Annotated in this window: 13 protein-coding genes; 4 read left to right on the top strand and 9 right to left on the bottom strand. The window is 59.5% G+C overall.

All coding sequences use genetic code 11. The features are described 5' to 3' along the window. Positions 1 to 5 precede the first annotated feature (5 nt). From ACOZ42_RS12710 to ACOZ42_RS12695, 4 genes are all read left to right on the top strand, one after another. A complete protein-coding gene (locus ACOZ42_RS12710) occupies positions 6 to 446 on the top strand; it encodes a phasin family protein (protein ID WP_230406189.1) in 441 nt (146 codons plus the stop codon). 5 nt (positions 447 to 451) lie between these two features. After that, the gene (gene phbB / locus ACOZ42_RS12705; RefSeq protein ID WP_039943686.1) at positions 452 to 1,198 is read left to right on the top strand and encodes an acetoacetyl-CoA reductase; all 747 of its coding nucleotides are present in this window, start codon (positions 452 to 454) and stop codon (positions 1,196 to 1,198) included. A gap of 71 nt (positions 1,199 to 1,269) precedes the next feature. Continuing rightward, positions 1,270 to 2,454: an acetyl-CoA C-acetyltransferase gene (locus tag ACOZ42_RS12700; protein ID WP_240209417.1), complete on the top strand. Its 1,185-nt coding sequence runs from the start codon at positions 1,270 to 1,272 to the stop codon at positions 2,452 to 2,454. A 28-nt stretch (positions 2,455 to 2,482) separates the two neighbouring features. Then, entirely contained in the window at positions 2,483 to 5,086 is a 2,604-nt protein-coding gene (locus ACOZ42_RS12695) for a DUF3141 domain-containing protein (RefSeq protein ID WP_426345226.1), read from the top strand. 363 nt (positions 5,087 to 5,449) lie between these two features. On the opposite strand, the gene ACOZ42_RS12690 is transcribed toward ACOZ42_RS12695, so the two are convergent. The 9 genes from ACOZ42_RS12690 to ACOZ42_RS12650 all read right to left on the bottom strand — a co-directional run bounded on the left by ACOZ42_RS12690 (position 5,450) and on the right by ACOZ42_RS12650 (position 14,244). Next, a complete protein-coding gene (locus ACOZ42_RS12690) occupies positions 5,450 to 6,862 on the bottom strand; it encodes an Asp-tRNA(Asn)/Glu-tRNA(Gln) amidotransferase GatCAB subunit A (protein WP_003803238.1) in 1,413 nt (470 codons plus the stop codon). Next, entirely contained in the window at positions 6,855 to 7,037 is a 183-nt protein-coding gene (locus tag ACOZ42_RS12685; protein WP_003803240.1) for a hypothetical protein, read from the bottom strand. Before ACOZ42_RS12685 ends, ACOZ42_RS12690 begins: the two co-directional genes overlap by 8 nt. A gap of 221 nt (positions 7,038 to 7,258) precedes the next feature. Then, a complete protein-coding gene (locus ACOZ42_RS12680; protein ID WP_426345225.1) occupies positions 7,259 to 7,876 on the bottom strand; it encodes a hypothetical protein in 618 nt (205 codons plus the stop codon). Positions 7,877 to 8,198: 322 nt separating this feature from the next. Beyond that, complete coding sequence (gene mhpT, locus ACOZ42_RS12675; protein ID WP_003803244.1) at positions 8,199 to 9,443, bottom strand: 3-(3-hydroxy-phenyl)propionate transporter MhpT; 1,245 nt, start codon at positions 9,441 to 9,443, stop codon at positions 8,199 to 8,201. Between the two features lie 142 nt (positions 9,444 to 9,585). Then, a complete protein-coding gene (gene dmpG / locus ACOZ42_RS12670; RefSeq protein WP_003803248.1) occupies positions 9,586 to 10,620 on the bottom strand; it encodes a 4-hydroxy-2-oxovalerate aldolase in 1,035 nt (344 codons plus the stop codon). Positions 10,621 to 10,637: 17 nt separating this feature from the next. Then, on the bottom strand, positions 10,638 to 11,585 hold the full coding sequence (locus ACOZ42_RS12665) for an acetaldehyde dehydrogenase (acetylating) (protein WP_003803250.1): 948 nt from the start codon (positions 11,583 to 11,585) through the stop codon (positions 10,638 to 10,640). A 25-nt stretch (positions 11,586 to 11,610) separates the two neighbouring features. Further along, positions 11,611 to 12,408, bottom strand: coding sequence for a 2-keto-4-pentenoate hydratase (gene mhpD / locus ACOZ42_RS12660; protein ID WP_426345224.1), 798 nt, complete (start codon positions 12,406 to 12,408; stop codon positions 11,611 to 11,613). 1 nt (position 12,409) lies between these two features. Beyond that, the gene (locus ACOZ42_RS12655) at positions 12,410 to 13,264 is read right to left on the bottom strand and encodes an alpha/beta fold hydrolase (RefSeq protein WP_003803253.1); all 855 of its coding nucleotides are present in this window, start codon (positions 13,262 to 13,264) and stop codon (positions 12,410 to 12,412) included. Between the two features lie 32 nt (positions 13,265 to 13,296). After that, on the bottom strand, positions 13,297 to 14,244 hold the full coding sequence (locus ACOZ42_RS12650; protein ID WP_003803255.1) for a 3-carboxyethylcatechol 2,3-dioxygenase: 948 nt from the start codon (positions 14,242 to 14,244) through the stop codon (positions 13,297 to 13,299). Between the last annotated feature and the right edge of the window lie 6 nt (positions 14,245 to 14,250).

Raw genomic sequence — 14,250 nt, 5'->3', positions numbered from 1 at the left:
TGAGCATGGAGACACTTCCCCTGGACCTGTACAAGGCCAATGTCGAGCTGCAATTGCGTATCACGCGCCTGTTGCAGGAGGGCGGTCACCGCTGGCTGGAGTCCGTACAGAAAAGCAGCCTGAGAAGCGTGGAGCAGACCACGGCTGAGATTGAGAACTTGCTGCAAACCGGCAACTGGCAGTCGTTGGCAACTCTGCCGGCCGACACGTTCTGGCGTCTGTTCCAGCACGGGGTCAATGACAGCCAGGCCATCAACCAGCTGGCTATTGAGAACCAGACCAAGTTCACCTCCGGTTTGCAAGAAGCGCTGGAAGCCTGGCAAAAGTCGGTGCTGGCCGTGGTCAGCGAGACCAGTGCTGCAGTACCGGTCATGGATATTTTCAAGCAGTGGGGCGCGCCTTGGGCAAATGCTGCCAGCGCCTCTGACACTCAAAAGGGAGCATAAGCGGTATGTCTACGGTTAAACGCACGGCGTTGGTGACGGGAGGGATGGGCGGTCTGGGTCAAGAGATCGCCCGTGCCCTGCATGATGCGGGTCATCGGGTACTGGTGACCCACTCGCGCAGCGAGGCCGATGCCCAGGTCTGGCTCAAGGAACAGGCCGAGGCCGGTTATGAGTTTCAGGGCTATCACGTTGATGTTGCCGATTTCGAGTCTTGCCAGCAGATGGCCCAGGCCATTGAAAAGGACGGCCAGCACGTTGACATCCTCATCAACAATGCCGGCATTACCCGTGACGGCACTTTTCGCAAGCTGAGCAAGGACAAGTGGGACGAGGTCTTGCGGGTCAATCTGGACTCGGTGTTTAACGTGACCAAGCCCTTTATCGATGGCATGCTCGAGCGCGGCTGGGGCCGGGTGATCAACATCTCCTCCATCAACGGCAGCAAGGGACAGTTTGGCCAGACCAATTATTCGGCTGCCAAGGCGGGCATGCATGGTTTTACCAAGGCGCTGGCACAGGAAGTGGCACGCAAGGGTGTGACCGTCAACACCGTCTCTCCCGGCTATCTGGCCACGAAGATGGTCATGGCGGTGCCCGAGGATGTGCGCAACAGCATTATCGCGGGCATTCCGGTGGGCCGTTTGGGACAGCCCGAGGAAATTGCCGCGTTGGTGACCTTTATTGCCAGCGAAGCGGCTGGTTTTATGACAGGCAGTAACGTCGCCATGAATGGCGGCCAGCATATGTACTGATCCTGACGCTGACCACTGGCTGCCTGTAGGGGGCCCGCTTGTCGGGCCTGTGACTTAGGAAAGGAATGGATATGCACAAAGATATCGCGATTCTTGCCGCGACCCGTACCCCCATCGGCCGTTTTCAGGGGGGGCTGTCCACGGTGCCCGCCCACGATTTGAGCGCCCAATTGATTCGTGCCGTGCTCCAGGCGACGGGCGTAGCCGCCGATCAGATTGACGAGGTCATTCTGGGCCAGGTCCTGACCGCCGGCGCAGGCCAGAATCCGGCCCGTCAGGCTGCCGTGAATGCGGGTCTGCCCTACGAGGTGCCCTCCATGTCGCTCAACAAGCTGTGTGGTTCGGGCTTGAAGGCGGTCCATCTGGCGGCGCAGGCCATTGCTGCAGGTGACGCCGATCTGGTTCTTGCCGGTGGACAGGAAAGCATGAGTCTGGCCCCGTTTGCCGTTCACAAGGCGCGTACAGGTTTGGGCCTGGGCCATGCCATGATGGATGACACCTTGCTGCGTGATGGTTTGACAGACGCGTTTCACAACTACCATATGGGCATTACGGCAGAAAATCTGGCCGATCGTTACGGCATCAGCCGCGAGCAGCAAGATGCGTTTGCCCTTGAGTCCCAGCGCAGAGCCGTGGCTGCCCTGCAAGCGGGACGTTTCAAGGAAGAAATCACCCCGATTGAGGTGCCTCAGCGTAAGGGTGACCCGCTGCGTGTGGAGACCGATGAGCAACCTCGTGCGCAAACCACGCTGGAGTCGTTGGCCAAATTGCGCCCTGCCTTCAAGAAAGAGGGCACCGTCACGGCGGGCAACGCCTCAAGCATTAATGACGGTGCCGCCGTGCTTTTGCTGGCCAGCGCCGACAAGGCCAAGGCATTGGGCCTACCCGTATTGGCATGGGTTCGGGGCTGGGCCAGCACCGGGGTAGATCCAGCCATCATGGGGATTGGCCCTGTGTCGGCCAGCCGCAAGGTCTTGAAGCAGGTAGGCTGGGACCTGAACGAGCTGGACCTGATCGAGGCCAATGAAGCCTTTGCCGCCCAATCGCTCGCCGTGGCCAAGGATTTGCAGTGGGACATGAACAAGGTCAATGTCAATGGTGGGGCCATCGCTTTAGGTCACCCCATTGGTGCATCGGGCGCCCGTGTGCTGGTCACCTTGGTTCATGAAATGCGTCGTCGCGGTGCGCGTAAGGGTCTTGCCACCTTGTGCATTGGCGGCGGTCAAGGTGTGGCTATCGCTATTGAGGCCGCATGAACCGGTAGCAGAATGAAGGGAGAAGATGATGACAGATAAGTCTCGTGACGACAGCACGGCGTGGTCCCCTTGGATGATGAATCCCTGGAACCTGGGTCAGACCGTCTCCTCGTACTGGGTGGATGCCTGGCAGCGCGCCATTTTGTATGCCGATATCGAACGTCAGGTCGGGGACCAGTACCAGGCCCAACGTAAGATGAACGTGCCCAATGTGCTGAATTTTCCGGCGGAACTGGTCATGTCGGGGCTGACGCTTCCCCGACCCGTCAACTATCTGATGGTACGGATTGTGCCGCCCGACGATCAGCCTACCGTCCCTGGCAAGCGCCCGTTTCTGGTGGTGGACCCCCGGGCCGGGCATGGGCCGGGTATCGGTGGATTCAAATCCGACAGCGAAATTGGTGCTGCGCTCAAAGCGGGGCACCCTTGCTATTTTGTGGGCTTTTTACCTGACCCTGTACCTGGCCAGACGGTCGAGGATGTGATGCGCGCACACGCCGCCTTCGTCAGCAAGGCAGCTGAGCTGCACCCCGACAGCCAGGGTAAGCCGGTGGTCATTGGCAATTGTCAGGCTGGCTGGCAGGTCATGATGGCCGCCGCGGTCTGGCCGGATCTGTTTGGACCGTTGATTCTGGCTGGCGCCCCGCTGTCTTATTGGGCGGGGCGCAATCCCATGCGCTATGCCGGCGGTTTGCTCGGGGGCAGTTGGCTGACCGCCCTGACCAGTGATGTGGGGCATGGCCGTTTTGATGGTGCGTGGCTGGTCAAGAATTTTGAGAATCTGGACCCTGCCAATACCTTGTGGACCAAGCAGTACCACGTTTACGCCAAGGCGGACACGGAGGCTGAGCGCTACATCGGCTTTGAGAAATACTGGGGCGGTTATGTGTTTCTGAATGATGTGGAAATGCAGTACATCGTGGACAACTTGTTTATCGGCAACAAACTGTCCACGGCTCAGCTTCTGACCTCGGACGGCATTCGCATCGATCTGCGCAATATCCGTTCGCCCATTGTGGTGTTCAGCTCCTTTGGCGACAACATCACGCCACCGGCCCAGGCACTGGGCTGGATCACGGACCTGTATCTGGACGATGACGATGTGCGCAGCCATGACCAGACCATCGTGTTCACCACGCATGATCGTATCGGCCACCTGGGCATTTTTGTATCGGGCAGTGTGGGCAGCAAAGAACACCGCAAGTTTGCCAGCACCATCGATCAGATTGATCTGTTGCCCGCTGGCATTTACCGGGCCACGGTAGAGGAAACTCCGGGCGACGACACCTTGCTGAATGATCCGTATCTGATGTCAGTGCGCCAGAGTAGTCTGGCTGAAATCGCGCAGATTGTGCAGCCGGACCCCGAGTCGGACCGTCGTTTTGCCGCTGCTGCGCGTCTGTCCGAGATTAATCTGGCTTTCTACAAGAGCACCTTGCAGCCTTGGGTCAAGGCTCTGTCCACGCCGTATAGCGCCGCCTTGCTGGAGGCCTTGCATCCTATGCGCCTGTCTTACGAGTCCTGGACCAGCGCTCACCCTTGGGCGGACACGATTCATAAATGGGCCGAGAATATTGCCCAGCAGCGTCAGGCGGTGGACCAGGACAACCCCCTGCTGCAAGCGCAAGAGAATTTCTCGCAGGCCATGGAACGGGCTCTGGATAACTACCGCGATCGTCGTGACAGCATCTATCAGATCTGGTTTGACACGGTGTATGGTTCGCCTTTGCTGCTGGCCCTGGCCGGTCACGCCCCCGGTGATTCGACGCCGGCGCGCCCGCATCCGGGTAGTTCACCCGAGCATCTGGCTTTTGTCCGTGAGCAAATGCACAGACTGGACGGTCTGCTCAATGAAGGCGGTTTGCTGGAAGCCGCGCTGCGCGGTTTGTTCCATATTGCCAAACAGCGCAATAGTGTGGACGAGCGTTATCACCATGCCGCCATGCGCTTGCGCGAGCAGTACGATGCCGGCAAGTTTGATATTGAAAAAATGCGTGCCGCGATTCGCGAGCAGGCCTTGGTGCTGGCCCATCATGGCCATAAGGCGGTGGAAGCGATTCCGCACTTGCTGAGCAGACATACGCCGGAGGAAATTCGTCTGGTGGCGTCCCTGATCAAGAAGCTGATCAGTGCGATTGATGAGCAGGATGCGGCACCTGCGGCGGTGGCCAAGGCCTCGCAAGAGGTGCTGGATTTGTTCGAGACGGCGGCCCGGCAGCGGGAGCAGGCAGAACAGTCCGTACCGCTTGAAAGCACACCGCTTGCAAGGACAGCAGCCACGCCGGTAGCGAAGGCGACGAGCGAGACAGTGCCCGGGTCCCCGCCCGGTGCTGTGTCGACACCACTGGCTCAAACTGGGGCAGGTATTCCGGTGAAAAAGACCGCAGCGGGCACCAAACTGGCGCCTGAAGTGGCTGCGCCCGCGGCTGCCCAGTCTGGTCCTGAAGTGGCTGCTGCAGTTGTCGCCAAACCCGCGCCTGAAGCGAGAGCTTCCGCGGCCCCCAGGAGCGCGACCAAAACGACGCCGCAAACTGCCAGCCGTGCTACCCGGACCGCAGCACCCGGAAAGGTGGCGGGCAAGTCCGCTGCCACGGGTCGCAGCACGGCCAAAGGACGGACGCGCAAATCCTGAAACCGGGTGCGCATGACATTGTGACGGAGTGCCGAGTATGAAACATTCATGCTCTGGCCGTGCTGTGTGGATGAGGGGTGCGGCGTTGCGTGTTATCGCTGCCACGGTGTGTTAGGTGGCGCAAAACAATGTTTGCTGATGAAAGAAAGACCGGCGCCCGTGACTGGGCGCCGGTCTTTCTTTTGGGCCTGCAGGCCGGCCGCTTAGGAGGGTCTTGCTGGTCAGGATGGCGACATCCAGATCTGCCGGAGTTGACCGGCGTCATTCAGCGGCTGGAGAGCACAGGGGGTCTGCTGATACCGGCGTGCTGGTGTGAAAACCCTGCCCCGTCTGACCAGGCGTACAGAGGGGGCAGGGGGCAGCTTAAGGCTTCAGAACGGGCTGGTGTCCGGCCATGGGTTTCATCGATTCCACGGCGTAGGCAACATTCAGGATGCGTGCTTCTTCAAAGGCGGGGCCGATGATTTGCAGTCCTACGGGCATACCGTTGGCGATACCGGCGGGCACCGTGACGGCCGGTAGACCAGTCAGGTTGCTGGGGCCGGTAAAGCGGATGCCTTCGTCGATGAAGTCCAGCGTTTTTCCATTAATGTTGACGGTATCGACGCCAATGTCGGGCACCTGGCAAGGCAGGGTGGGAGCGATGATGACGTCTACGTCGCTGAAGGTGCCGGTAAATTGCTGTTTAAGGGCGCGGCGTACTTGCTGGGCTTGCAAATAATCGATGCCGCTAAACAGCTCACCGAGTTCAAACAGGAAGCGAATGTCACCGCCGAAATCGTTGGGACGTTTGATCAGGTCCTGGTGGTGGATGGTCGCAGCCTCGGTCAGGCTGACGGCCAGCTCGGCCCATTCGGAATAACGCAGGGCAGGCACGGTCAGAGGGATGACTTTGGCGCCCTGTTTTTCCAGGTCGGCCAGGCGCTCGCGGATGACTTTTTCAATGCCCGAGTCGACGTTTTTGAAGAAGTAGTCCTCAATGATACCGATGCGCAGGCCTTTGACCTCACCGTTCAGGGCGCTCAGGTAGGAGCCGACCGGGACGTTGGCGCAGGTTGGGTCGCGCGGATCAAAGCCAGCAATCACTTCCAGCATGGCAGCGGCGTCGGCCACGGTTTTGGACATGGGGCCGACGTGGTCCAGGGTCCAGGCCAGCGGGTAGACGCCGAACTTGCTCACACGCCCGTGGGTGGGCTTCAGACCGACGATACCGCATGCGGCGGAGGGGATACGGATGGAGCCGGCCGTATCAGTGCCCAGGGTGTTGTAGGAACTGTGTGAGGCCACGGCAGCGCCCGAACCACCGCTGGAGCCACCGGGCACACGGTCTGGATTCCAGGGGTTATGCACGGGGCCAAAGTGAGGGTTGTTGTTGTCGATGCCCCAGGCGTACTCGTGCATGTTCAGCTTGCCGGTAAAAATTACGCCGGCATCGCGCAGCTTGGTGGCAACTGTTGCGTCGTCCTTGGAGACGAAATCCTTGTGGATTTTGGAGGCCATGGTGGTGACCTCGTTGGCAAAGTAGATATTGTCTTTCAGGGCCAGCGGCACGCCATGAAATACGCCCTTGTACTTGCCGGCCATGATGTCTTGCTCGGCTTGACGGGCGCTTTGGCGCGCCTGCTCGGCGGTGATGGAAATGTAGGCGTTGGTCTGCGGGTTCGACTGATCGATGTAGGCCAGCAGGTTGTCAGTGACTTCGACAGGGGAGACCGCCTTGGTGCGCAGTTTATCCGCCAGTTCAATCACGCTGAGTTCAAGCAGTTCCTTATTCATGGTGGTCCCCTCCGGCCAGATGCTTGATCGCGAGGTCGGCATCGTCGATGGCGATCCCTTCCAGATTGCCCTTCATGGCCTGAATTTCACGCCATTTGGTCTCCAGCTTGGCCAGATGCTCGGGGCTTGGGTGTATCCCTTTTGCAGCCAGGGTGTCTTTGACACTTACAGTCATTTGTCCTCTCCTTATCGTTGTCAAAACCGTGCATGCGCAAATGACGCGCACAAAAAAAGCCCCACCCCTTGTGCAAAGGGAGTGAGGCTTTATTGCCTGCATGTCGCTGGCAACTTTGGCAGCGCATGCATCTGTTTTGGCAGACTCAGGTGTCTGCTTATTTAATCTACAAAATCCCGGCCGTGAAAAACACTAGGGTTTTCCAGCGGACAGAAGAGGGTTTATGGCGTGCTCGTGTTTTGCTGCCAGCGCAGATACGCATTACGGGTCTGTGCACAGACGGACTCCAGAACCTTTTGATGCGTGACTTTATGGCGTGCCAGCAAACGCGCATCGGCCACTGTGCGAGATTTGCAGAACCAGTGGCAACTGTGTTGGAACAGGTACAGTTCTGCGGACAGATGAAATGCCCGGCTTTTGGGGTCCCACTGCTCCCTATTGTCTGCCACATGGCGCAGTCCGGCGGCATGAATCTGCAAAAGCTGACGAAAGTCCCGTGTCATGGAGGGGAGAAGGCGTTCGACATAAGGCACACAGAAAGGCAGCATGCCCATTCGGGTGCTTTCGGCCGGTTCCTTTTGCAGTAGATCTGCCAACGATTGAACCTGGCTTGCTACGGCATTTTCCGTCTGCGCAAACATTTCCAGAACCTGACGCTGGCGCGAGGGGTCCTGTTCACCGATGGCGCGGGCATAGCCTTCTGTCAGCGTTTCCATGTGACGCTCCAGCTGGAAACCGCTCAAGTGGCGGCCCAGCAAGATAATGCGCCCGCGTTGATAGCGTGCCCGCAGCAAGTGCAAAGCAATGGCGGCGGCCAGAAGAAGTAATACCGTGTCCATCTTTAGAGTGTCCGTTCAGAGCCAGGCGTCTTGTTGCGTTTCCTGGCGGTGGGAAAGCCTGGTCTATAGAAAACTTCTGCCAAGAAGAGTCGGCCATTGTATATCGTCATTCTTTATCCTTGTTTCCATTCTCTGAGGATTGACCAGAGTAAAGGCCAGGATAAGAGCTTGGTTCGTCCCGCTTGGCCTCATAAAAAAGCGCCCTCATTGATAGGGGGCGCTTTGTGGTATTGCTGTCAGAGATCTGTAGTCACGCAGGCCGGTAATGAGGCTGATGCTGCCTGCTGATTGCACTTCTGCCCTGAGGCCGTCCTGTTTGTGTTCAGGCCTTGCTGACGGCTGACAGGGCTGGGCGCTTGATTGACTGCGCCTGCTCCTGATTGATCTGACGCACCACCAGCAACATGCACAGCGCCGAGACGATAATGCAGGGAATGGCCGAGCTGATTACGCCCGCAGCACCATAGCCCTGGCTGAGCAGCATGCCTGCAATGGTCGGACCCAAGGTGGCACCGATGCGGCCTACTGCAGCGGCGGTGCCGACCCCTGTGGCACGCACGGCGGTGGGGTAGACAATGCCGCCAAAAGCATACAGGACGCCTTGGCAACCAATGACAAACGCACCCGTCAAGGCGGCGGCCCAATACATCTGTCCCAAGCCCGATGCTCCGTTCAGACTTAACAGGCCAGCCAGAATGCCACCGTACATCAGCGCAATGACCAGCGCCTTTTTCCAGCGGTCGGTCAGATAGCCCAGCAGGACCGTACCCAAGGTTGCGCTGACCATGAACCAGAATTGGGCGGTGCTGCCTTGTTTGCGGCTAAAGCCCAGCTCCTGAAACAGCGAAGGCAGCCAGCTCAGCATCAGATACACCACCATCAGCGTGAAAAAATAGCTGACCCACAAGAGCAGGGTGCGGGTGGCCAAACCATTGCTGAACAGATCTTGGAAGCGTCCCTGAACTGCGGTTCGGCTTTCTCGTGCCTGCAGAAACTCGCGTGATTCAGGCAACAGCCACACCATGACAGGGATGACCAGCAGGGGCAGCAGACCGCCCAGATAAAAGATGTTTTTCCAGTTTTCCCCGAAGTTGGAGGCAGCGACCAGCGACAAGATGGCTGCCCCCACCGGCATGCCCGCATACATCATGCCTACCGCACGGGCACGGTGTTCGGGCTTGACCGACTCGGCGGCCAGAGTGATCAGGTTGGGCATGGCTGCGCCCAGGCCAGCCCCGGCCAGAAAACGTACCATCAGGAGGATAGCCAGGCTGTTGACCCAGGCAGTGAACAGGGTAAACAGGGCAAATACGGCGACCGAGGCAATCAGCACGGCTTTGCGCCCGTATTTATCTGCCCAGCGCCCGCCCATCAGTGAACCGGGCAGCAGCCCCAGAATGCCTGCACTCAGAAAGTAGCCCTGATAGGTTTTATCCAGTCCGAACTCCGCTGCCACGCCTTTCACGGCGATGCCGGCGGCCTGAATGTCCATGCCTTCGATAACAGCGATCAGAAAGCAGATCGCCACGGTAAGGACCGCATGCTTGCGGCCATGGGTTTGTGTCATTGCAATGTCTCCTCGGTTGACCGGGACGTTTTCTTATTGCTTCTGCGACCTGCCCGCCCCGAATTCAGGGCGCAGAAATCCGCTCACCGCGCGCTAAAGCGGCGGTGAGTCGGGGTAGAGCTTTTTTTTCGATTTTTTGGAATCAGGCCGTCGCGGCTTGTCGTTGCAGCAAGTCCAGAGCCACGTCCACAATCATGTCTTCCTGGCCGCCAACCATGCGACGCTTGCCCAGCTCGACCAGAATGTCCACGGTTTTCAGACCGTATTTCTGGGCGGCTACTTCGCTGTGACGCAAGAAGCTGCTGTACACACCGGCATAGCCCAGGGCCAGGGTTTCGCGGTCTACGCGCACCGGGCGATCCTGCAAGGGGCGCACAATGTCGTCCGCTGCGTCCATCAGGGTGTACAGATCCGTGCCATGGTTCCAGCCCATGCGTGCGGCGGCAGCAATAAACACTTCCAGCGGCGCATTGCCGGCTCCGGCACCCATGCCCGCCAGGCTGGCATCAATGCGGTCGCAGCCTTCTTCCACGGCCACAATGCTGTTGGCCACACCCAGGGACAGATTGTGGTGGGCGTGAATGCCGGTTTCGGTTTCGGGCTTGAGCACATCCTTGAAAGCGCGGAAACGGTCGCGCACATCATTCATGTTCAAGGCCCCGCCCGAGTCGACCACGTAGCAGCAGGTGGCCCCGTAGCTTTCCATCAGCTTGGCTTGTTCGGCCAGATGTTGAGGCGTGGTCATGTGGCTCATCATCAGAAAGCCCACCGTATCCATCCCCAGATTGCGGGCATATTCGATGTACTGCTTGCTGACGTCAGCCTCGGTACAGTGTGTGGCCACCCGCACAATGCGGGCACCGGCGTCATAAGCGGCTTTCAGATCGTGGATGGTGCCAATGCCTGGCAGCAGCAAGGTGGCAATCCTGGCATGGGTGACAACCGAGGCCACCGCCTCAATCCATTCCAGATCGGTGTGTGCGCCAAAACCGTAGTTGAAGCTGGAGCCACACAGCCCATCGCCGTGGGCGACCTCGATGGAATCGACCTTGGCCTGATCCAGGGCACGGGCAATATCCATGGCGTTTTGCACGCTGTATTGGTGGCGTACGGCGTGGCTGCCGTCGCGCAGCGTCACGTCGGAAATAAAGAGCTTTTTGTTGGGATCGTGTGCCATTGTGATGTCCTTGCGTGTCATGCGGTTTGCGTCAGCAGGCGGGTTTGAGCCAGACGCTCGGCGCAGGCCAGCGCGGCGCTGGTCATGATGTCCAGGTTGCCGGCATAGGCGGGCAGATAGTGGGCCGCGCCTTCTACCTCGATAAACACCGAGGTTTTCAGACCCGAACGCCATCCGAGGCCAGGCACATTGATGGGCTTGTCCTCGGGGATCACATCGAACTGCACTTTTTGCTTGAGGCGGTAGCCAGGCACATAGGCCTGAACCTTGGCGGCCATGCGCTCAATGGACTGTTCGATTTCCGCTTCTTTGCCCGGATCGCTGAGGGTGTAGACGGTATCGCGCATCAGCAAAGGTGGCTCGGCCGGGTTGAGCACAATGATGGCCTTGCCCACGGTGGCGCCGCCCACCACCTGCATGGCTTTGCTGGTGGTCTCGGTAAATTCGTCAATATTGGCACGGGTTCCGGGACCGGCTGATTTGGACGAGATCGAGGCAATGATCTCGGCATAGTGCACGGGGGTGACCTGCGAGACTGCCGCAATAATGGGCACGGTGGCTTGTCCGCCACAGGTGACCATATTGATGTTGGAGGCGTCCAGATTGTCGTCCAGGTTCACCACCGGGATGGTGTAGGGGCCGATAGCCGCCGGTGTCAGGTCAATGACCTGAATGCCGTGCGCCTGCAGGACGGCATTGTGACGGGCGTGTGCCCCCGCGCTGGTCGCATCAAATACGATGCGAATGTCCTTGAAGTTGGGCAGCTTCAACAGCCCATCCAGTCCTTCGTGGGTGGTGGGCACGCCCAGGCGGGCCGCACGGGCCAGACCATCGGAGGCGGGGTCGATTCCGACCATCGCGCCCATTTTCAGGTGTTTGCTTTGGCGCATCACCTTGATCATCAGGTCGGTGCCGATATTGCCCGAGCCAATGATGGCGACGGCAATGCCGTTGGGGTTTGTCATGTGTGTTACTCCGTACAAAGAGGACTTAGCCTGCGCTGAAGGTGACGGATACCGAGCCCAGGCCCTCGATCACGGCTTCAATGTGATCACCGGGGGCAACGGGGGCCATCGGGCCCAGGGCTCCGGTCAGAATCAGATCGCCGGCCCGTAGCGGTTCGCCCAGCTTGGCCATGGTGCAGGCCAGCCAGGCGGCGGCGTTGAAGGGATGCCCCAGACACTCGGCGCCACTGCCGCTGGAGGCCAGCTCGCCATTGCGATGCAGGCTCATGCGCGCGGCGCGCAGGTCCAGACCGTTCAGGCGACGGGCAGGGCCGCCCAGCACGTACAGGCCGCTGGAGGCGTTGTCGGCCACGGTATCCACAAAGCGGATATCCCAGTTGGCAATGCGGCTGCCCACGATCTCCAGGGAGGGCATGACCCAGCCTACGGCCGCGGCGACATCGCCAAAGCCGGTGTCGGCGTGGGGCAGATCGCGCTCCAGCACCAGAGCAATTTCGGCTTCAATCTTGGGTTGCAGCACACGTTCAATGGGGACAGTCTCGCCATCGCCATAGGCCATGTCGGCAAACAGGGCGCCAAAGTCGGGTTGCGACACGCCTAGTTGCTGCTGGACCTTGGGGTTGGTCAGGCCGATCTTGCGGCCCGTCAGGCGACGACCTTGGGCTAGTCCACGGGCAATGTTGATGCGTTGTATGGTGTAGGCTGCCTCGGCATTATCTTCACCAATCAGGCTGCGAATCGGGTCTATGGACTGATTGCTGCTCTCGGCCTGGCGCAGACGGCTGGCCAGGGTATCGAGCAGATCGCTGGATGCCTTGTTCATCTCAACGCTCCAGGAAATCCAGAACCAGCTGGTTGAATTTCTCGGCATGCTCCCACTGCGCCCAGTGACCGCACTGGTTGTAGACGTGCAGCTCGGAGTTGGGAATGCCTGCCAGCAGACGCAGGCCGGTATCGAAAGGTACAACCCGGTCCTGACGGCCCCAGATGATCAGGGTAGGGGCGGTGATGCTGGGTAGACGAGGGCTGAAGTCGGGGAACTGGCGGGGATTGGCTTCCAGGGACTTCAGGAAGTTGTCCAGGTGGTCCTTGCGGCTGAGCATATTGTTCAGACGGGCCTGCAGCAGCTCGTCGGTCAGCACGCTGGCGTCGAATACGAACACATTGTTAAAGCGCTTCAGGTTCTCCAGCGTGGGTTCGCGGTACAGACCGTTCAGCAGCTTGATGCCCTCGCTGGGCATGGGGGTAAACAGGCTCATGCCACCTGTGCCGCCGCCCATCAGAACCAGCTTGGCCACGCGCTCGGGCCAGGTCAGGGCAAAGGCCACAGAGCTATGGCCACCCATGGAATTGCCCAGCATGTGAATTTTGTCTATGCCCAGCTGGTCAATAATACTTTTCACCACACGGGCGTTCAGGTCGGAGCGCGAGCCGCTGTTGACGATGGAATCGCTCTTGCCCCAACCAGGACAGTCGATCAGCAAAACGCGGTAGCCAGCCTGGGTCAGCGGCTCAATATTGCGATTGAAGTTGGCCCAGCCGGTAGCACCGGGGCCCGAGCCGTGCAGCATGACAACCGTCTGTTCGCCCTGACCTAGATCGTTGTAATGGATGCGCAGTTCCTTGCCTTCCTCGACCACGGTCGCGAAACGGCTGTAATCAGATTCATTCAGACTCATGACAATCTCCTGGTATTTTTGGGTGGTGGATTTCAGTTCTTGCGCGGATGGGCGGACAAGCCGCCAAAGCCGGCAATCCACTCGGGAATTTCTCGGTAATAGCGGTGCGCCGCTTCATAGGGGCCATAGGCCGACAGACCCGCGAAAGCAGCCACCCAGGTCTTGACTTCGTGGGCGCTGCGGCCTGCCAGGGCGGACACGTCGTCGTTGGCGACTTCATCGAGCTGGGCATAGCTTTGCGTTTGCAGCAGATCCAGAAAGTTCTGGTCCCATTCGGGGTTGAGCGGATGCAGAACAGAAGGGTCCCGGGTGAAGGCTCTGCCAGCATCGATCGTGCGTTGTGTGCGGGCGGCACGGGCTTCGGGCGAGAGCGTGTAGCCTTCGCCATCCAGCGAGCGTCGCACGGCATCGGGGGCTTCGGCGTAGACGGGGACGGGAGGTTGATGCGACAAGCCGCCCGAACCGATCCACAGCACACGCTTGCCCGTGGAGCGGGCCCATTGGCCGATGGCCTCGCCCAGCAAACGGGCACGTTTGAAGGTGGGCAAGGGGGCTGCCACCGCGTTAATGAAAACGGGAATGACCGGGTAATGGTCCAGACTGCCCACCAGATGTTCCAGCGGGTAGGCGGCACCATGATCCAATTGCATATCGTGTGAAATGGCTACGTCCACGCCGCTATGGATGACATGGGTGGCACATTCCGTGGCCAGCTCGAAGGGCACGTCCAGGCGTCCGGCCAGGCTGTCAAAGTCGCCAATCGCATGCGCGCCGGTGCCGATGCAAAAGCTGGGCATGACGTTGTAGAAAAAGCCGTTGAAATGATCAGGGGTGAACAACACGATCAGATCAGGCTTGAAGGCAGCGACCCGTTCGCGGGCCGCTTTTTGTACCGCAAACACTTCGTCCAGGACGGCTTGGGCCGGATCGTGATGACCCAGCAAAGGCGTGTGTGAAAGACACTCCAGGTGTGCCAGCATGTCAGT

Source organism: Alcaligenes sp. HNGD-HTN06 (assembly GCF_049932565.1).
In the GTDB taxonomy this organism is placed as follows: domain Bacteria; phylum Pseudomonadota; class Gammaproteobacteria; order Burkholderiales; family Burkholderiaceae_B; genus Alcaligenes; species Alcaligenes ammonioxydans.
The sequence above is the reverse complement of the archived record's forward strand: the minus strand, read 5'-3'. Positions and strand labels throughout refer to the sequence as shown.